Origin of the sequence: Pantoea sp. E2023-21, assembly GCF_051302795.1 — a bacterium.
GTDB classification, from domain to species: Bacteria; Pseudomonadota; Gammaproteobacteria; order Enterobacterales; family Enterobacteriaceae; genus Pantoea; species Pantoea ludwigii_A.
The window spans coordinates 2,396,331-2,415,002 of the sequence record NZ_CP195344.1 but is presented as its reverse complement, the minus strand read 5'-3'; the positions used below and the strand labels follow the sequence as shown (position 1 = coordinate 2,415,002).

The 18,672-nt window shown below is 54.3% G+C and carries 17 protein-coding genes and 1 other RNA gene; 12 read left to right on the top strand and 6 right to left on the bottom strand.

Annotated features, from left to right (window positions below; all coding sequences use genetic code 11):
* The first annotated feature begins 267 nt into the window (after nt 1-267).
* From epd to argO, 5 genes are all read left to right on the top strand, one after another.
* Nucleotides 268-1,287 (top strand): erythrose-4-phosphate dehydrogenase, encoded by a 1,020-nt coding sequence (epd, locus tag ACRQ84_RS11335; protein ID WP_064738117.1) that lies wholly within the window; start codon nt 268-270, stop codon nt 1,285-1,287.
* Between the two features lie 51 nt (nt 1,288-1,338).
* On the top strand, nt 1,339-2,502 hold the full coding sequence (gene pgk, locus ACRQ84_RS11330) for a phosphoglycerate kinase (RefSeq protein WP_483816094.1): 1,164 nt from the start codon (nt 1,339-1,341) through the stop codon (nt 2,500-2,502).
* Nucleotides 2,503-2,608: 106 nt separating this feature from the next.
* On the top strand, nt 2,609-3,688 hold the full coding sequence (fbaA, locus tag ACRQ84_RS11325; protein ID WP_007890299.1) for a class II fructose-bisphosphate aldolase: 1,080 nt from the start codon (nt 2,609-2,611) through the stop codon (nt 3,686-3,688).
* 188 nt (nt 3,689-3,876) lie between these two features.
* Complete coding sequence (gene mscS / locus ACRQ84_RS11320; protein WP_064738115.1) at nt 3,877-4,752, top strand: small-conductance mechanosensitive channel MscS; 876 nt, start codon at nt 3,877-3,879, stop codon at nt 4,750-4,752.
* Nucleotides 4,753-4,879: 127 nt separating this feature from the next.
* Nucleotides 4,880-5,503 carry an arginine exporter ArgO gene (argO, locus tag ACRQ84_RS11315; RefSeq protein WP_483816093.1) on the top strand — a complete coding sequence of 208 codons (624 nt, stop codon included), beginning with the start codon at nt 4,880-4,882 and terminating at the stop codon, nt 5,501-5,503.
* Here the strand turns inward: argO and ACRQ84_RS11310 are convergent.
* Nucleotides 5,500-7,758, bottom strand: coding sequence for an FAD-dependent oxidoreductase (locus ACRQ84_RS11310; protein ID WP_483817916.1), 2,259 nt, complete (start codon nt 7,756-7,758; stop codon nt 5,500-5,502). The genes argO and ACRQ84_RS11310 overlap by 4 nt on opposite strands.
* Before the next feature lie 57 nt (nt 7,759-7,815).
* On the opposite strand from ACRQ84_RS11310, the gene ACRQ84_RS11305 reads away from it, so the two are divergent.
* Nucleotides 7,816-8,514: an IclR family transcriptional regulator gene (locus tag ACRQ84_RS11305; protein WP_483816092.1), complete on the top strand. Its 699-nt coding sequence runs from the start codon at nt 7,816-7,818 to the stop codon at nt 8,512-8,514.
* Here ACRQ84_RS11305 and ACRQ84_RS11300 read toward each other — a convergent pair.
* On the bottom strand, nt 8,501-9,808 hold the full coding sequence (locus tag ACRQ84_RS11300; protein WP_483816091.1) for an MFS transporter: 1,308 nt from the start codon (nt 9,806-9,808) through the stop codon (nt 8,501-8,503). The two genes, ACRQ84_RS11305 and ACRQ84_RS11300, sit on opposite strands and share 14 nt — an antisense overlap.
* Before the next feature lie 218 nt (nt 9,809-10,026).
* Between ACRQ84_RS11300 and ACRQ84_RS11295 the strand changes: the two genes are divergently transcribed.
* Nucleotides 10,027-10,755: an oxidative stress defense protein gene (locus tag ACRQ84_RS11295; protein ID WP_064738112.1), complete on the top strand. Its 729-nt coding sequence runs from the start codon at nt 10,027-10,029 to the stop codon at nt 10,753-10,755.
* 36 nt (nt 10,756-10,791) lie between these two features.
* Here the strand turns inward: ACRQ84_RS11295 and ACRQ84_RS11290 are convergent, their stop codons facing one another.
* Complete coding sequence (locus ACRQ84_RS11290) at nt 10,792-11,697, bottom strand: LysR family transcriptional regulator ArgP (protein ID WP_007890292.1); 906 nt, start codon at nt 11,695-11,697, stop codon at nt 10,792-10,794.
* Nucleotides 11,698-11,878: 181 nt separating this feature from the next.
* On the opposite strand from ACRQ84_RS11290, the gene rpiA reads away from it, so the two are divergent.
* The gene (gene rpiA / locus ACRQ84_RS11285) at nt 11,879-12,538 is read left to right on the top strand and encodes a ribose-5-phosphate isomerase RpiA (RefSeq protein ID WP_483816090.1); all 660 of its coding nucleotides are present in this window, start codon (nt 11,879-11,881) and stop codon (nt 12,536-12,538) included.
* A gap of 279 nt (nt 12,539-12,817) precedes the next feature.
* A complete protein-coding gene (serA, locus tag ACRQ84_RS11280) occupies nt 12,818-14,056 on the top strand; it encodes a phosphoglycerate dehydrogenase (RefSeq protein ID WP_064738110.1) in 1,239 nt (412 codons plus the stop codon).
* Nucleotides 14,057-14,095: 39 nt separating this feature from the next.
* Here serA and ACRQ84_RS11275 read toward each other — a convergent pair whose 3' ends face one another.
* The 3 genes from ACRQ84_RS11275 to zapA all read right to left on the bottom strand — a co-directional run bounded on the left by ACRQ84_RS11275 (nt 14,096) and on the right by zapA (nt 15,369).
* The gene (locus ACRQ84_RS11275) at nt 14,096-14,692 is read right to left on the bottom strand and encodes a 5-formyltetrahydrofolate cyclo-ligase (RefSeq protein ID WP_483816089.1); all 597 of its coding nucleotides are present in this window, start codon (nt 14,690-14,692) and stop codon (nt 14,096-14,098) included.
* A 124-nt stretch (nt 14,693-14,816) separates the two neighbouring features.
* Nucleotides 14,817-15,000: non-coding RNA, 6S RNA (ssrS, locus tag ACRQ84_RS11270), on the bottom strand.
* Between the two features lie 39 nt (nt 15,001-15,039).
* On the bottom strand, nt 15,040-15,369 hold the full coding sequence (gene zapA, locus ACRQ84_RS11265) for a cell division protein ZapA (protein ID WP_007890288.1): 330 nt from the start codon (nt 15,367-15,369) through the stop codon (nt 15,040-15,042).
* A 170-nt stretch (nt 15,370-15,539) separates the two neighbouring features.
* Here zapA and ACRQ84_RS11260 point away from each other — a divergent pair, with 170 nt between their 5' ends.
* Genes ACRQ84_RS11260 through ubiH form a run of 3 tightly spaced genes read left to right on the top strand, consistent with a single transcriptional unit; the run spans nt 15,540 to nt 18,669 of the window.
* Nucleotides 15,540-16,121, top strand: a complete 582-nt coding sequence (locus ACRQ84_RS11260) for a YecA/YgfB family protein (protein ID WP_064738108.1) — start codon at nt 15,540-15,542, stop codon at nt 16,119-16,121.
* Between the two features lie 50 nt (nt 16,122-16,171).
* The gene (gene pepP / locus ACRQ84_RS11255; protein WP_483816088.1) at nt 16,172-17,494 is read left to right on the top strand and encodes a Xaa-Pro aminopeptidase; all 1,323 of its coding nucleotides are present in this window, start codon (nt 16,172-16,174) and stop codon (nt 17,492-17,494) included.
* Nucleotides 17,491-18,669: a 2-octaprenyl-6-methoxyphenyl hydroxylase gene (ubiH, locus tag ACRQ84_RS11250; RefSeq protein WP_483816087.1), complete on the top strand. Its 1,179-nt coding sequence runs from the start codon at nt 17,491-17,493 to the stop codon at nt 18,667-18,669. The genes pepP and ubiH overlap by 4 nt, the downstream gene beginning before the upstream one ends.
* Nucleotides 18,670-18,672: the final 3 nt, after the last annotated feature.

Below are 18,672 nucleotides of genomic sequence, written 5' to 3'. Positions count from 1 at the left end.
GCACGGGTATCTGACCTGAAACGGTTCAATTATTCCTGTAGTAATAATTCACCAAGGCAAATTTTGTGACGCAGATCCAATATTCTGCCACTCATTTGATCGCAATCATTCCCGTTATTCCTCTCTTGCATTACTCTAGCTGAACCGTTTCAGTCGTGAGCGAAACCGTGTGGCTTTCCGGAGTGTACAGGTAATAATTCCCTGTACAAAAAGGTGTGAAACGCTCAGGCTAATCGGCACGTTTTTCTGGTGTTGTTGAAGGTAGAGATGACCGTTCGCGTAGCAATAAATGGTTTTGGTCGTATCGGGCGTAACGTATTACGTGCCCTGTATGAAACCGGTCGCCGGGCTGAAATCACCGTGGTCGCCATTAACGAATTGGCAGACGCCGCCGGTATGGCGCATCTGCTGAAGTACGACACCAGCCACGGACGTTTTGCCTTTGATGTGCGCCAGGAACGCGATCTGCTGTTTGTTGGCGACGACACCATTCGCATCCTGCATCAGGCGGAAATTGATGTGCTGCCGTGGCGCGAACTGAATGTCGATATCGTGCTGGATTGTACCGGCGTGTACGGCAGTCGTGCTGATGGCGAAGCCCATTTGCAGGCGGGTGCGAAGAAAGTGTTGTTCTCGCATCCGGGCGGCAACGATCTCGATGCCACCGTCGTGTTCGGCGTAAACGAACAAGCTCTTAAACAAACTGACTGCATTGTCTCCAACGCATCCTGCACCACCAACTGCATTATCCCGGTGATCAAGTTGCTGGATGACGCCTTTGGCATTGAGTCGGGCACTGTGACCACCATTCACTCGGCGATGCACGATCAACAGGTGATTGACGCTTATCACAGCGACTTGCGGCGTACGCGCGCTGCCAGCCAATCGATCATTCCGGTAGATACGCGTCTTGCTGCTGGCATTACCCGTATTTTTCCGAAATTTAACGATCGCTTTGAAGCGATTGCCGTGCGCGTGCCTACTATCAACGTGACAGCCATTGATTTGAGCGTGTCTGTGCGCGAAGCGGTGAAGGCGTGTGAGGTCAATGCGTTGCTGCAAAACGCGTCAGAAGGGGCGTTTCGTGGTATAGTTGACTATACGGAATTACCGTTAGTCTCAGTAGATTTTAACCATGATCCGCACAGTGCCATAGTCGATGGCACGCAAACGCGGGTCAGTGGTCATCACCTTATCAAAACGCTGGTTTGGTGTGACAACGAATGGGGCTTTGCTAACCGTATGATCGACACCACGTTAGCAATGGCCGCAAGCGGTTTCAGGTAAGACGCGGACTGCGTCTGGCAAAACTTATGAGAGTCAACGAGAGGGTTCACCATGTCTGTAATTAAGATGACCGATCTGGATCTTGCTGGTAAACGCGTTCTGATCCGTGCCGATCTCAACGTGCCAGTGAAAGAAGGGAAAGTGACGTCAGATGCACGTATTCGTGCTTCTCTGCCTACCATCGAAGCGGCGTTGAAACAGGGCGCGAAAGTGATGGTTACCTCTCACCTGGGTCGTCCGACCGAAGGTGAATACAACGAAGAGTTCTCCCTGCTGCCGGTTGTTAACTACCTGAAAGAAAAACTGAACGGCACCAACGTGACCCTGGCGAAAGAGTACCTCGACGGCGTGGAAGTGGGCGCTGGCGAACTGGTGGTGCTGGAAAACGTGCGCTTTAACAAAGGCGAGAAGAAAGACGAAGAAGGCCTGTCGAAGAAATATGCTGCACTGTGCGACGTGTTCGTAATGGATGCCTTCGGTACTGCGCACCGCGCTCAGGCGTCTACCCATGGCGTGGCCAAATTCGCTCCTATCGCCTGTGCCGGTCCGCTGTTGTCAGCTGAGCTGGAAGCGCTGGGTAAAGTGATGAGCAACCCAGAACGTCCGCTGGTTGCTGTGGTTGGCGGTTCTAAAGTCTCTACCAAATTTGATGTCCTGCAGTCGCTGGTGAAGATTGCTGACACCGTAATCGTCGGCGGCGGTATCGCGAACACCTTCGTGGCTATCGACAATAACGTCGGTAAATCTCTGTACGAGCCAGACTTCGTTGAAGCCGCGAAAAAGCTGCGTGATGAGCACGGCATTCCGGTTCCTACCGATTCTCGCGTAGGCACGGAATTCTCTGAAACTGCACCGGCAACCGTGAAAAAGGTTTCCGAAGTAGCGGATAACGAAGAGATTATGGACTTCGGTGACGAAACCGCTCAGGCAATGGCTGCCATCCTGAAAGGCGCAAAAACCATTCTGTGGAACGGTCCGGTTGGCGTGTTCGAGTTCCCGAACTTCCGTAAAGGCACCGAAATTGTGGCGAATGCTATCGCCGATAGCGATGCGTTCTCTGTTGCGGGTGGCGGCGATACCCTGGCTGCTATCGATCTGTTCGGTATCGAAGATAAGATCTCTTATATCTCTACCGGCGGCGGCGCATTCCTCGAATTCGTGGAAGGCAAAAAACTGCCAGCAGTTGCTATGCTGGAAGAGCGCGCTAAGCAGTAACTCTTTGGGGGCGGCGCTTTGGCGTCGCCTGAAAGCTTGCCCTGTGTTGGGCAATCAAATCGCAATCCCCTGTTGGGGATGAACGGTAACGAAACGGGACACAACCATGTCTAAAATTTTTGATTTCGTAAAACCCGGCGTTGTCACTGGTGACGACGTTCAGAAAATTTTCCAGGTAGCGAAAGAGAACAAATTCGCTCTGCCAGCAGTTAACTGCGTCGGCACGGACTCCATCAATGCAGTATTGGAAGCTGCGGCCAAGGTGAAAGCGCCGGTCATCGTTCAGTTCTCCAATGGTGGTGCTGCCTTCATCGCCGGTAAAGGCTTCAAAACCGACAAACCACAGGGCGCAGCAATCTTCGGTGCTATCGCCGGTGCTTACCATGTGCATCTGATGGCTGAACAGTATGGCGTGCCAGTCATTCTGCACACCGACCACTGCGCCAAGAAACTGCTGCCGTGGATCGACGGTCTGCTGGACGCGGGTGAAGAGCACTTTAAGAAAACCGGCAAGCCGCTGTTCTCTTCTCACATGATTGACCTGTCTGAAGAGTCACTGGAAGAGAATATCGAGATCTCTTCTAAGTACCTGGCGCGCATGGCTAAATTGGATATGACGCTGGAAATCGAACTGGGTTGCACCGGCGGCGAAGAAGACGGCGTGGACAACAGCCACATGGACGCATCTGCGCTGTACACCCAGCCAGAAGACGTTGATTACGCGTACACCGAGCTGAGCAAAATCAGCCCACGTTTCACCATTGCCGCTTCATTCGGTAACGTGCACGGCGTGTACAAGCCAGGCAACGTGAAACTGACCCCGACCATCCTGCGTGATTCTCAGGAATACGTGACTAAGAAACACAATCTGCCGCACAACGCGCTGGACTTCGTGTTCCACGGTGGTTCCGGTTCTTCTGCTGCAGAAATCGAAGAGTCTATTGGTTACGGCGTAATCAAGATGAACATCGATACCGACACCCAATGGGCAACATGGGACGGTATTCTGCAGTACTACAAAAAGAACGAAGACTATCTGCAAGCTCAGCTGGGCAACCCGAACGGCGTAGATAGCCCGAACAAGAAATACTACGATCCACGCGTTTGGCTGCGTTCTGCTCAGGCTTCAATGGTTGTTCGCCTGGAACAAGCTTTCAAAGAGCTTAACGCTGTCGACGTACTGTAATTTTTCCTTACAGTACAAAAAAGGCCCGAAAGGGCCTTTTTTTATGCGTCTCATCCGGAAAATCCCACGAATTCAGGCCAATTTTGGCGCTTCGCCTTATTTTTGTTTACCCTTGTATTCGGAGTGTCGGAGTCAATCTGGCAGTTTTTTGCATTTTCCCGCGGGAAACTCAATAACAGGGCTTACAAATGGAAGACTTAAATGTCGTTGATGGCATTAACAGTGCTGGTGGATGGCTGGTACGCAATCAGGCGCTGATCCTGAGCTATGCGGTGAATATTGTGGCGGCGATTATTACCATCATCATCGGTATGTTCATCGCTCGCATCATCTCTAATGCGATTAACCGCGTACTGTTGGCACGTCACATTGATGCCACCGTCGCGGATTTCCTCTCTGCGATGGTGCGCTACGGCGTTATCGCCTTCACTATCATTGCCGCACTGGGACGAGTCGGGGTGCAGACCGCTTCGGTGATCGCCGTGCTGGGTGCCGCCGGTTTAGCGGTGGGTTTGGCGTTGCAGGGGTCGCTGTCGAACCTCGCGGCTGGCGTGCTGCTGGTGACCTTCCGTCCATTCAAAACCGGTGAGTTTGTCGATCTCGGCGGCGTAATGGGTACCGTGCAGAACGTACAGATTTTCTCCACCACGTTGAAAAGTGCTGATGGCAAAATTGTGGTGGTGCCAAACGGTAAAATTATTGCCGGAAACATCGTTAACTACTCACGCGAACCGATCCGTCGTAACGAGTTTATTATTGGCGTGGCTTACGATGCGGATGTCGATCAGGTCATTAGCCTGTTACGTGAAGTGGTTGATGCGGACGATCGCGTGCTGCAAGACCTTGGCGTGCAGATCGGCCTGAATGAATTGGCGGCCTCATCACTTAACTTTGTGGTGCGTTGCTGGAGCAAAAGCAGCGATCTGCAAAACGTCTACTGGGATCTGATGAAAAACTTCAAGCGTGCGCTGGATGCGAACGGCATCGGCATTCCTTATCCGCAGATGGATGTGCATCTGCATCAGGTGAAGAGCGAACAACAACAGCTCGCGCGCACCGAATAAAAAAGAAAGGCACCTGCGGGTGCCTTTTTATTAGCTACTCTAATAGCCAATTAATTCTTTCAATTTCCTCTAATATCTTTGCCTCTCTATACTGCACAGCATCTTTCATAGCTTCAGGATTCACTCTGTGTTATCTGTTTATTTACAAGGGCTTGCCCTTGGCGCTGCGCTGATTCTGCCGTTAGGTCCGCAAAATGCTTTTGTCATGAATCAGGGTATTAAGCGCCATTACCATCTGATGACTGCATCATTATGTACCCTCAGCGATATTGCACTGATCTGCGGTGGGATTTTTGGCGGCAGCGCGTTGCTTAATCAATCGCCGGTTTTATTGATGCTGATAACCTGGGCGGGCGTGGCGTTTCTGCTGTGGTACGGCTGGGGCGCGCTGCGCAGTGCGTGGCAGGGTGATGTGTCGCTGGCGTCTGATGCGGAGATAAAACAAGGACGCTGGCGCATCATCGCCACCATTCTCGCGGTCACCTGGCTCAATCCGCACGTCTATCTCGACACCTTTGTGGTGCTCGGCAGTCTCGGCAGCCAATTGCCATCAGCGGACGCGCGCCGTTGGTTTGCCTTTGGCACCGTGAGCGCATCAATAATCTGGTTCTTCGGCCTGGCATTGCTGGCGGCGTGGCTGTCACCACGGCTGCGCACCCTGCGGGCACAACGCATCATCAATTTGCTGGTTGGCGGCGTGATGTGGTTTATCGCCATGCAGCTGGCACGACAGGGTATTGCCGCTCTCTAATGCAGATGTAATCCGTACAGTGCAGGCAGCGCGCCTGCACTGGCGATCAACTCCAGCCGAATCTGGCTAAAACTCACGCCTTCTGGCACCACGTGATGACAGAGCGAATGGTGATTTTCCGTCACTTCAGCCAATAGCCTCTCATCCAGCCACAGGCGATAATGCGTGGTGCAGTGTGGCGTCACCGCCTGTGCATGGCCCATTTGCACGGTTTCCATCGCGTGATCGAAATCGTTATCGAACAGTAAGGTGAGGTGTTGTGCCTGCTGCGGCTCGGCCCATTGCCAGCTCACGCTGGGATGCGCATCATCCAGCGCCGGAACCCAGCTGTTGGTGTGCTGTTCCGGACGTAACCTGCCATTGAGCAGATAGTCGCGGTGCCAAAGTTGCAGCGGCGTCTCCAGTGCAAAGGCCAGCAAAATCTGCTGTGGCGCGCGGCGCGGTAGCCAGAAATCAAACTCATCAACACCGTAATCGCCATCGTTAATCTGACGTGTGCGTTTCGCCACGCGCGGATTCAGACTGTTGAAAACCATCATTACGCCCGGCAAGCGCTGGCTGGTCAACGCGACTTCAATTGCGGGGTTGTCCTCAAAGGCGATAAACACGTAGCGATCGTAATCGGCAAGATAATCAAAGCTCAGACGATAAGTGCCTGGTTGATCTACCGTGGCAGTTTGCGTGGCGAGTTGACGGTCGCCGCAGGTATTGGCGGGATTAGCGCTGGTGAGCAGCGATACCTGCATTTTCTGCGCGTTTGTGACGCGTAGCTGTACGCTGATTGCGGGTAAGCGTTCACCCGCTTTGAGTGGCAGCAGCAGCGCACAGCGTGATTTCAGCGGTTGCCAACCGGCATCGGCGGGCAAGTCGCGCAGCTGCAAAGTGCTGCTTACCGTGACATGCGCATTTCGCACCGGATTCGACAGCCGATGCCGCGGAATAAACGCACCCTGGCGCAGCAAATGCTGCTGCAACTGTCCAACGCGTTGCGGCTGCGCCAGCTCGGTGGGTGTTAGCTGCTGTTGCTGGCAGATTGCGGCCGCACGTCCAACCACCTCGCCTAATACACCGCAGGTACACATCACACGGGCGCTACCGAAGGCGACGTGTGTCGCGGAGATCAGGCGACCAGTTAAGAACAGATTGTCCAGCGATTGACTGTAGAGCGCGCGGAAGGGAATGGTGTAGGTGCCTTTGCTGTGGAACTGGCGGCAGCCATCGTGTTCGCTGTACACACCGTCGGCTGGATGCAGATCAATCGACCAGCCGCCATAAGCGACGGCATCGTAATGATCGCGCTGCTCGATAATGTCCTGCTGGCAAAGCATCGTATCGCCGAGAAAGCGCCGACTCTCGCGCTTGCCAGGAATCAGGCCAACCCATTCGATGGTGAGGTTGTCGGCATCCGGGAATTCGCCAGAGTTTTTGATGTAATCCCACACGCCCCAAACAATTTTCCACAGTTCCCACTTGATGGTTTCGCTCTCATGCACGGTATCAAGGCGTCCGCCCCATTCCAGCCACCATAAATCGCAGCCGTTCAGTTGCGAGCTGAGGCGTTTATAGCGCGGAATGGCGGTGATCTCTTTCAGTGCGAAAGAGGGCGGTATAAAACGCACCGGTTGCGCTACGCGCTGGGTGTAGAAGTAAATGGAGTGGCCGAGTTTGTGGCCGAAATTCTCGCCCGGTGCCATCTTCTCACCTAACTCTTCCACGGACTCAGCCCCAACGCGATGCGCTGCGCCGGCCAAATAGCCCAACACACCGTCGCCGCTGGCATCGATAAACTGTTGAGCCGAAACCTGATAACGCGTTTGGTTGATGGCATTAAACGCCTGTACCGACTGCAAGCGGCGGCCCGATTTTTCGATATCGGTAACAACCGTGTTGAGCAACAGCGTGAGACCGGGTTGTGATTGCACGAGATCCAGCAGCACCATATCAAACAGCACTGGATTGCCTTCTTTATTACGCCACAGGTTCTCCTCCATGATTTCGCCCATAATGCCGCCTTCACGCGCCCAACGGTTGTTGTTACCCATGTGTGAGGTGGCGCCGTTGGCCCAAAGACGCACTTCACTCGAGGCGTTACCGCCTAACACCGGGCGATCCTGAATCAGCACCACGTCAAGGCCATCGCGCGCAGCGGCCAGGGCGGCACACACCCCCGCGAGTCCACCCCCGGCGATCAGTAAGTCCGTTTGTAGCCGTTGTTGCGGAAAGTGGCGCACATTTTGTGAAGAGAAAGTCTGCATCATTTCATTCCTCTGACTCTAAGGCTAAGATTGGATTTTGCCCGCCGCAGGTGATCTATGTCTTCTCAACCCAACCAAAGCCTGATTGACGGTATTCGCTGCCTGCAATATCTGGTGTCCAGTGATAAAGCCGTAGGTTGTCGTGAATTGGCGCGCCAGATGGGGATGAACAGTACGCGCGTCAATCGTCTGCTGATGACCATGGCGGCGATTGGACTGACAACGCAGGATGAGCATCGCCGCTATCTGCCCGGCCCCGGCATTCACGCGCTGGCGGCACAGGCGATACGCGGTTCTTCGCTGTTTGCACAGGCGCTGCCGCAGCTGGAACGCCATGCACCGCGCGATATCGTGGTGGCGCTCGGCGTGCTGTGGGAAGATCAGGTGATCTACATCTGGCACTCCGAACCCGGTGAGCGCATCAACGCTAGCCAGGCGCTGGCGGGTTTTCGCATGTTGCCGGCTTGGCAATCGGTCATTGGCGTGTCGCTGCTGGCGGCGGAGAGTGATGAGTCGCTGCGCCCGCGTTTTAGCGACGAACAGTGGCGGCAAATTGCCCCGCTGCTGGCGCGCAAACGCGCCAGGGATTCGCTGATCTGGCATCGCGATGACGGTGAGATCAGCATGGCGCAGCCGATTGATAATAACCGTGCAGCATTGGCGTTCGCCAAAATCTGGCAGGGCGATGAGGCGCACCTCGCGCAGCGTTTGCAACAGCTGCAATCGCTGGCGCAAATTGTGATTAGCCCGCGCTAACATGATCGATTTTCCCGACAATAAACAGATAACTGCAGATGCCAATCCCGGCCAGTACGGCGATAAATGCCAGGGCGGGAGCGAAGTTGTCGCCATCAATGAGCGCCCCAATCACAATCGGTACAACGATGGATGACAGCGCACCGGTAAAGTTAAATACGCCGCCCGCCAGACCAATTAAATGGCGCGGAGCCAGAGCCGTCACAAATACCCAGGTAATGGTCGCCAGGCCGTTGCCGAAGAACGCTAGCGACATAAACAGAATGATGAGTGTGGAATCGTTGGTGTAATTGGCGCCGAGGATAAACAGCGTCAGGAACAGACCGAGGATTACCGGCAGCTTGCGCGCGACGCTGGCGGAGACACCGCGACGGATCATACGATCCGAGGCGAATCCTGCCAGCAGCACGCCGCAGAAGGCGGCGAAGTAGGGCACCGAAGCGACATAACCACTCTTAATAAAACCCATGTGGCGATATTCCACCAGATAGGTCGGAAACCAGGTGAGAAAGAACCAGAATGTGGCAGAAATGGTGAACTGACCAATATAGATGCCGACCAGTTTGCGGCTGCGGAACATCTGCGCCAGGTCGCTCCAGCGCGCTTTGGGTTGCTGTGTGTTTTGCCGGCTCTCCAGCAGCGCACCGTTGTTACGCAGATAGTTGAGCTCAGCTTCGGACACACCTTTATGCTGATTGGGTTCGCGGTAGAGCCAATACCACACCAGCGCCCACACCATACCCGCGAGGCCGGTAAGCAAAAACAGCCCGCGCCAGCCAAACGCATCCTGCAGATGAAACAGCAGCGGCGTCATACAGGCCAGACCAACAAACTGCGCTGAAGAGTAGATGCCGATAGCCGTAGCGCGCTCCTGCTCCGGGAACCAACTGGAGATCACCCGGTTGTTGGACGGCATTACTGGCGCTTCGAACGCACCCACGCCGAGTCGCAGACCAAACAGCGCACCAAAACTGTTGGCAAGCGCATGCAACGCGGTGATTAACGACCAGGCGAACAATCCCACGCCATACACCACGCGGGCGCCGAGCCGATCGATCAGAAATCCACCGGGGATCTGTAAAGCAGCGTAGATCCAGCCAAATGCGGAGAAGATCAATCCCATCTCCATCGGCGTGAAGCGTAATTCGCCTGCCATTTGCGTCGCGGCAACCGACAAGTTTGTCCGATCCATATAGTTGATAATGATGTTTATAAACACCAGACCGAGCATCAGAAAGCGCGTGCGTCCAGCACGAACGCTGGTGGCAGTTTGGCTGAGCGGCTGTTCTGTCATATTGCACTCTCCCGAACTCTGTTGTGTTTCTTTAATAGAAACGTTTAACTGTTTTTTTGGCGAATCTGTGCAGCTAAATTTGCGATCGCGGCAACGCAAAAACAGCAGAGTGCCCGAACTTTTTGTTGATTCAAAACTCTGAGCATCACGCATGGTAATGTGTTTTAGGTTTAGCCATAGTGGCGACCTGCAAATTGAACCCCTCAAGGAGGACTTTCGTGAAACTAAAAGCATTGGCGCTGGCCGCCGTAATGAGCACGGGCGCGCTCTCCGGTTTCGTTCAGGCAGGCGAATTGCCGAATGGACCGCATGTGGTGACTTCTGGACAGGCAAGCGTTGATGCCACGCCAGATCTCGCGACGCTCGCTATTGTGGTGAATGTTTCGTCGAAAGACGCGGCGGAAGCGAAAAAACAAGCTGATGACCGCGTGGCGCAATATTTTGATTTCCTGCAAAAGAACGGTATCGAGAAAAAAGATATTGATGCGGCAAACCTCAGCACGCAGCCGGAGTACGATTACACCAAAGAAGGTAAGTCGGTGCTAAAAGGTTATCGTGCAGAGCGTCAGGTACAGGTGACGTTACGTCAGCTGGACAAGCTGAATGAGCTGCTGGATGGTGCGTTAAAATCCGGCCTGAATGAAATCCGTTCGGTAGAATTGGGTGTCGCGAATCCAGACAGCTACAAAGAGAAGGCGCGCAAAGTGGCGATTGCCAATGCGACACAGCAGGCAAGCGCACTGGCAGAAGGGTTTAACGCTAAGTTGGGTTCGGTTTACAGCATTCGCTACCACGTTGCCAACTATCAACCGATGCCGATGGCGCGCATGTATAAAGCCGCCGCTGCACCAGCCGATACCACTGCGCAGCAAACCTACGAGCAGCAGAGTATTCATTTTGACGATCAGGTGGATGTGGTCTTCGAAATTAAACCGAATACGCCGTAAGGTTTATGCGGGTCGCCAATGATGGCGACCCGATTATTACGCAGGCAAAACATCCTGACGCAGCACGCGATGTCCGTGCGCAATCAGTGCGTCGGTTACGCTGCGCATTAAGCGACTTTCCGGGGCAAATCGATGCCAGTACAGCATACGACGCTGATATAAACCTGGCGTCAAATCCACCAGCTCACCTTGCGCCAATTCCCGCTCAATCTGCAAATGCGGAATCATACAGCACACCGAACCTTGACGCGCCAGCTGCACAAAGGCCTCTGACGAGTTAACGATGTGGCAGGGCACGCTGCCCGGTGATAGGTCAAAATTCTGCTGCAAAAACGCCTGATGCATATCATCCAGATGATCAAACGCCACTGCCGGCGCTTTCAGCAGCGCAGAGCGCGTTACGCCATTCGGAAAATAGCGTGCAGCAAAATCAGGTGAAGCACAGAACAGATAATCGAGCGCGCCCAATTGATCCACTAAGCAGCTTGGCAATGGCTGCGGCTGGATACTCACCGCGCCAACCACTTCACCGCGACGCAGACGTTCCTGCGTGCGGGTTTCATCTTCTACCTGCAAATTCAGGCGCACCGGCGAATCGGCCAGTACATCCTTCAGCGCGGGGAGCAGCCAGGTGGCGAGACTATCGGCGTTGACCGCGAGCGACAGCAGCAGCGGCGTGGTTCCGCCATTATCGTCGCCCAGCCACTCCTCTTCCAGCAGCTCAACCTGATGCAACAACGCCAGCAGTTTTTGACCCTGCTCGGTTGGACGCGGCGGCACGGTACGCACCAGCAGCGGCTGACCAAATAAATTTTCCAGCTGTTTAATACGCTGCGAAACCGCAGATTGGGTAATGCAGAGTTTTTGTGCGGCACGCTCAAAGCCGCGCTCGCGAATCACAGCATCCAGCGCCTGAAGCGTTCGATAATCCGGGCGTTTCATTGTTGTTCTCTCTCGTTCAGGGTGGACATTACTATGCCATAAAACTGTCAAATTGTGCTGCGACGCTTTTTTGCGGGCTGGCTTCCAAAGCGTTAAATCGGCTGTCTAACAGTCGCGCTTTTTTACAGCGCCTTGTTTTATACTACGCGCACTTCGATGTCGCACAGGTTTTAAACATATCATGACCCAGGATGAACTGAAAAAAGCGGTAGGTTGGGCAGCGCTGCAGTACGTAGAACCCGGCACAATTGTCGGCGTGGGCACGGGATCAACTGCAGCGCATTTCATTGATGCGCTTGGCACCATGAAGAATCAGATTGAAGGTGCGGTTTCCAGTTCGGAAGCGTCAACGGCAAAACTGAAAGCGTTAGGCATTCATGTTTTCGATCTCAACGAAATTGATGAGCTGTCGATTTACGTGGATGGTGCTGATGAAATTAATCCGCAGATGCAGATGATTAAGGGCGGCGGCGCAGCGCTGACGCGTGAGAAAATCGTTGCGGCAGTGGCGAAAAAATTCATCTGCATCGCCGATGCTTCGAAAGAAGTTGATGTGTTGGGCCACTTCCCGCTACCGGTTGAAGTGATTCCCATGGCACGTTCGTTTGTGGCTCGTGAATTAGTCAAGCTCGGCGGCTTGCCGGAATATCGTCAAAACGTCATTACCGACAACGGCAACATTATTCTCGACGTGCATAATCTGCGTATTCTCAATCCTGGCGAGCTGGAAAAAACCATCAATGCGCTGCCGGGTGTGGTGACTGTTGGCTTGTTTGCTGACCGTGGCGCGGATGTCGCGCTGATCGGCACCGCTGACGGTGTGAAAACCATCGTAAAATGATCTGTCCGGCGCGCGTGATGCGCCGGTTATTTCCATCCGCAAAACATCTTTTCTCGCCAGGCTGAAATTTGGTGACTTATGTCACAAAAGATTCATCAGCAGTGAGTTCGTACTTCGTCCACCCAGGATGTCACGATTTTGTACGGCATTGTGCTGTCTCCGCGTGGGCGCGTGCTGGCGCCCAGGCAATCGTTTGTATTGCTGCGCACGAAATTTTTGATATTTTGACAGAAGGCTACCTTATGGTAGTCCTCATTGAATTCTGAATAGGGTCGGGAAATGGCAAAGGTATCACTGGAAAAAGACAAGATTAAGTTCCTGCTGGTGGAAGGCGTTCACCAGAGTGCGCTGGAAAACCTGCGTGCAGCGGGCTACACCAACATCGAGTTTCACAAAGGGGCGCTGGATGCGGAGTCGCTGAAATCCTCCATCCGCGATGCGCACTTCATTGGTATCCGTTCCCGTACCCAACTGACCGAAGAGATCTTTGCTGCCGCGGAAAAGCTGGTGGCAGTCGGTTGCTTCTGTATCGGTACTAACCAGGTTGACCTCGGCGCTGCAGCGAAGCGCGGTGTGCCGGTGTTTAACGCACCGTTCTCCAACACCCGTTCAGTTGCTGAACTGGTGATTGGCGAAATGCTGCTGATGCTGCGCGGCATTCCTGAAGCCAATGCCAAAGCGCACCGAGGTATCTGGAATAAAGTGGCGAACGGTTCGTTTGAAGCACGCGGCAAGAAACTGGGCATCATCGGTTATGGTCACATCGGCATGCAGCTGGGTGTGCTGGCCGAGAGCCTGGGCATGCACGTGTTCTTTTACGATATTGAAAGCAAGCTGCCGCTCGGTAATGCGACCCAGGTGCGCCATCTGTCCGATCTGCTTAATATGAGCGATGTGGTGAGCCTGCACGTTCCTGAAACGCAATCTACGCAGAATATGATTGGTGCTGAAGAGCTGGCATTAATGAAACCGGGTTCGCTACTGATCAACGCCGCGCGCGGTACCGTGATCGATATCCCAGCGCTGTGTGAGGCTCTGGCGAACAAACATTTGGCCGGCGCAGCGATCGACGTCTTCCCGGTTGAGCCTGCAACCAACAGCGAACCGTTTAACTCTCCGCTGTGCGAGTTCGACAACGTCATCCTGACGCCACACATCGGTGGTTCAACCCAGGAAGCGCAGGAGAATATTGGTCTGGAAGTGTCGGGCAAGCTGGCGAAATACTCGGACAATGGTTCTACGCTGTCTGCCGTTAATTTCCCGGAAGTTTCGCTGCCGATGCATGCGGCAAGTGTCAGTCGTCTGCTGCACATCCATGAGAACCGTCCGGGTGTGCTGACAGCTATCAACCAGATTTTCGCCGAGCAGGGTATTAACATCGCCGCGCAGTATCTGCAAACCACGCCGATTATGGGTTACGTGGTGATTGATATTGATGCTGAGCAGGATGCGGCGGATAAAGCGCTGCAGGCGATGAAGGCCATTCCGGGCACCATCCGTGCCCGTCTGCTGTACTGATTAAACAGGGCGCCCTTGGCGCCCTTTGTTTTTCCCTTCTTACGCTTCCCATTGCCACAGTTTTGATGGCGTCAGTATCGCGGGCAGCGGCACATCCCATGCGGCCACCGGCAGCGCTTCCACACGCTGACAATCGTGCGCAATCCCCACGGGAAGCAACCCATGTTGCTGCCAGTTTTGCAGCGTGCGGTCATAGAATCCGCCACCCATACCTAAGCGTTGGCCTGCATGGTCAAACGCCACCAGCGGCACCAGCATGACATCGAGCTGATCCAGCGTTGCCAGTTGTGTGATATCTAACGGCGGTTCCGGAATGCGTAGCTTGTTTGGCGTGAGTGAAGTTTCGGGTGTGTAACGGATGAACAACAGATTGCCTGGCGAGAAGGGATGCAGCACCGGCAGATAAACCTGCTTTTTATGCTGCCACAGTTTGGCGATCAGCGGGCGGGTGTTGATTTCACCGTCGACGGACAAAAACAGTGCGATACGATGCGCATTCGCGATTGGCGCAATATTGATGGCGTTTTCAGCCAACTGATCGGCAGCTTGTTCCTGTTGCTCAGACGTGAGATTACGGCGCAAATGGCGCACATGCTGACGGATGTCTTGGCGGTCGAGAAATGAGGGTGCTGACATGATATCCCCGGCAGAGTGAGCTGTTGCAGCCACTATATCATGATCATGAAAGCCGGGGGATTCGCGTCTGGGCTCATGTCGCCTTATGGCGACGTGAACATTTGCGAATCAAAACTACTAAATGGAGATCTCCGAGATGCCGCCGCAGGCTGTAACCCTTGAACCCTTGGTTCAAGGTGAACATGCCGTCACAACTATTAGGCTTCTCGGGCGAACCGAGCATGCGCACAAATTGTGGAGCGTCACATTCTGTTGGTATGAAATATCGGCTCAGGGGACTGGCCCGCTTGCAAACATCTCAGAGAAAATTTACTTCACCGTCACTCTAGCATGAGGACCATGAAGTGTTATTCAAAATTAGGGCCCTGGCGATCAGTTATGCGACCTTGCTCAACTAACGCTTGTTCAATGGTCTGCTGCAGCATGCGGATACGTTGTTCCATATTTGCAGCATAGTCGCGCGTCTTACCTTTCTCTTGTGCCAACTCGTGGCAGATGTTTAACGCGGCGATGAACACCAGTTGCTCTGTATTGGTGACTCTAGTGCGAACTTTTAAATCTTGCAACCGTTGATTGAGATCCTCTGCGGCCAGATTCAGCGCATCTTGCTGTTCAGGCGGACAATTCACTCTCAATGAACGACCAAAAATTTGAATATCTACTGGTTGTGCAGACATGCCACCATCCTGACTGATTACTTCGATCGCATCTCCCTTACCGGTCAATGGTTTGGGAGGAGCGAAACTATATATACCCGAGTTATAAGTTACAACCCCTTTTCTGGAAACCCAGAGGCACCTGGTGGTAGCATAACACGAACTTATTCCGCCAACGACGACCAAAGCTTATGTCTTTACAGAACGCAACGCCTAGTTACAACGCGCTGGCCGCGGCCCTTTCTCAGCAGGGCGTGGGCATGACGCCAGCCGAAATGCACGGACTCCTTTCCGGGATTTTGTGCGGCGGCAATCAGGATGCCAGCTGGAAAACCATGGTTCACGATCTCACCAACGAAGGCATGGCGTTTTCGCAAAGTCTGTCGCAGCCGTTGCAGGCGCTGCATGAAAGCCTCGCCACCACGCTGGAAGACGAAGGCTTTATGTTCCAGCTGATGTTGCCGGAAGATGATGACATCACGGTATTCGATCGCGCGGATGCGCTGGCTGGCTGGGTAAACCATTTTCTGCTCGGTTTAGGCGTGACGCAGCCTAAGCTGGAAAAAGTAACCGGTGAAACGGGTGAAGCGATTGACGATCTGCGCACCATCGCACAACTCGGCTATGACGAAGATGAAGACCAGGAAGAGCTGGAACAGTCGCTGGAAGAGGTGATCGAGTACGTGCGTGTTGCCGCTCTGCTGTGCCATGACACCTTTACGCGTCAGCATCAGCCAACGGCACCTGAAGTACAGAAACCTACGTTACACTAAGTGCGTCAATGCGGGTACGTTGTGGCCCGTCTTCAACAGGGAGTGCAAACATGATTACTCTGGACACGTTCCAGCAACGTCGTCAGGCGCTGATTGCCCGCATGGCGCCAGGCAGTGCCGCTTTGATATTTGCTGCACCTGAAGTGACGCGCAGCAACGATACCGAGTATAACTTTCGGCAAAACAGCGATTTCTGGTACTTCACCGGTTTTAACGAACCGCAGGCGCTGCTGGTTTTAATCAAAAGCGATGACAAGCATAACCACAGCGTGCTGTTCAATCGCGTACGTGACCTGACCGCTGAAATCTGGTTTGGTCGCCGACTTGGGCAGGATGCCGCACCAGCGAAACTGGGTGTTGATCGTGCTTTACCGTGGGATGACATGGGTGAGCAATTGCATCAACTGCTTAACGGCCTGGATATTGTTTATCATGCGCAGGGCGAATATGCAGAAGCGGATCAGCAAGTGTTTAGTGCGCTGGAAAAGCTGCGCCGCGGCTTCCGTCAAAATCTCAGCGCTCCAGATACGGTCACCGACTGGCGTCCATGGGTGCATGACATGCGCCTGTTCAAAAGCGCGGAAGAGATTGAGATTCTGCGCCGCGCCGGCAAAATTAGCGCGCTGGCGCACACGCGAGCGATGCAAGCCTGTCGTCCGGGCATGTTCGAATATCAGCTGGAAGGCGAAATTCATCACGAATTTAATCGCCACGGCGCGCGCTTCCCGTCTTACAACACCATTGTCGGTGCTGGCGAAAACGGCTGCATTCTGCACTACACCGAAAACGAATGTGAAATGCGCGATGGCGATCTCGTGCTGATTGACGCTGGCTGTGAATTCCACGGCTACGCGGGCGATATCACCCGCACCTTCCCGGTCAACGGTAAATTCAGCGAGCCGCAGCGCGCTATCTACGACATCGTGTTGGCATCACTGTACAAAGCGTTGTCGATGTTCCGTCCGGGAATCAGCATCCATGACGTCAATGACGAAGTGGTGCGCATCATGATTACCGGCCTGGTTGATCTCGGCATTCTCGATGGCAACATCGACACGCTGTTTGAAGAGCAGGCACACCGTCCGTTCTTTATGCACGGTTTGAGCCACTGGCTGGGGCTGGATGTCCATGATGTCGGTCATTACGGCACACCGAGCCGCGACCGTATCCTTGAGCCGGGCATGGTGCTGACCGTTGAGCCTGGCTTGTATATCGCGCCAGATGCTAAAGTACCGCCGCAATATCGTGGCATTGGTATTCGTATTGAAGATGACATTGTCATCACCGTAAACGGCAATGAGAATCTCACCGACAGCGTGGTGAAAGATGCCGACGCGATCGAAGCGCTAATGGCGGCGGCACGTCACGCATGAGTATTGTGATTGCTGGCGGCGGCATGACCGGTGCGACTCTGGCACTGGCGATTTCACACTTGACGCAAGGCCAGCTGCCGGTGACGTTGATTGAGCGGATTCAGCCCGACAGCCGCGCGCATCCCGGTTTCGACGGACGCGCGATTGCCCTGGCGGCAGGCACGTGTCAGCAGTTAGCGGATATCGACCTGTGGCGCTCACTGGCAGACTGTGCCACGCCCATCACCGATATTCACGTTTCCGATCGCGGTCATACCGGTTTCGTCTCGCTGAAAGCGGAAGAACATCAGGTGCCCGCGCTGGGTCAGGTGGTCGAACTTTTTGATGTCGGTCAGCGGTTGTTTCAGCGCTTACAACAGGCGCCGGGTATCACTGTGCGCTGCCCGGACTATGTGACCTCGGTGTCGCGCACGGCGGATCAGGTGCACGTTACGCTAAACAGCGGCGAACAGTTGCAGGCGGCATTGCTGGTGGCCGCTGATGGTGCGCGTTCACCTTTGGGCGCGTCATGCGGTATCACCTGGCAGCGCGACGATTATCAGCAGTTGGCGGTTATCGCCAATGTGTCGACGCAGCTGCCACATCAGGGCCGCGCCTTCGAGCGTTTTACCGAGCACGGCCCGCTAGCGCTGTTGCCAATGTCTGGCAATCGCATGTCGCTGGTGTGGTGCCATCCGCTTGACGCGCAAACAATGATTAAGCAGTGGGACGATGCGACCTTCCTGCAGGAATTACAGCGTGCATTTGGCTGGCGTCTGGGGCGTTTTACGCACACCGGTCAGCGCGAGCTTTATCCGCTGGCGCTGCAAACCGCCGAACGTCAGGTGACGCATCGTCTGACGCTGGTCGGCAATGCGGCACAAACGCTGCATCCGATTGCTGGACAAGGCTTCAACCTTGGTCTGCGCGACGTGATGTCATTGGCAGAAACGCTGGCGGGCGCACATCGTCAGCAGCAGGATCCCGGCAGTTTCGCGGTATTGCAGCACTTTGCCGCGCGACGTCAGCCCGATCGTGCCGCCACCATTGGCGTCACCGACGGTTTAGTCCGACTGTTTGCTAACCGCTATGCGCCGTTGGTAGCAGGACGGAATCTTGGGCTGGTGGCGATGGACCATCTGCCTTGGCTACGAAATCCACTTGCCGCGCGCACGCTCGGCTGGGTTAAGCGTTAAGCA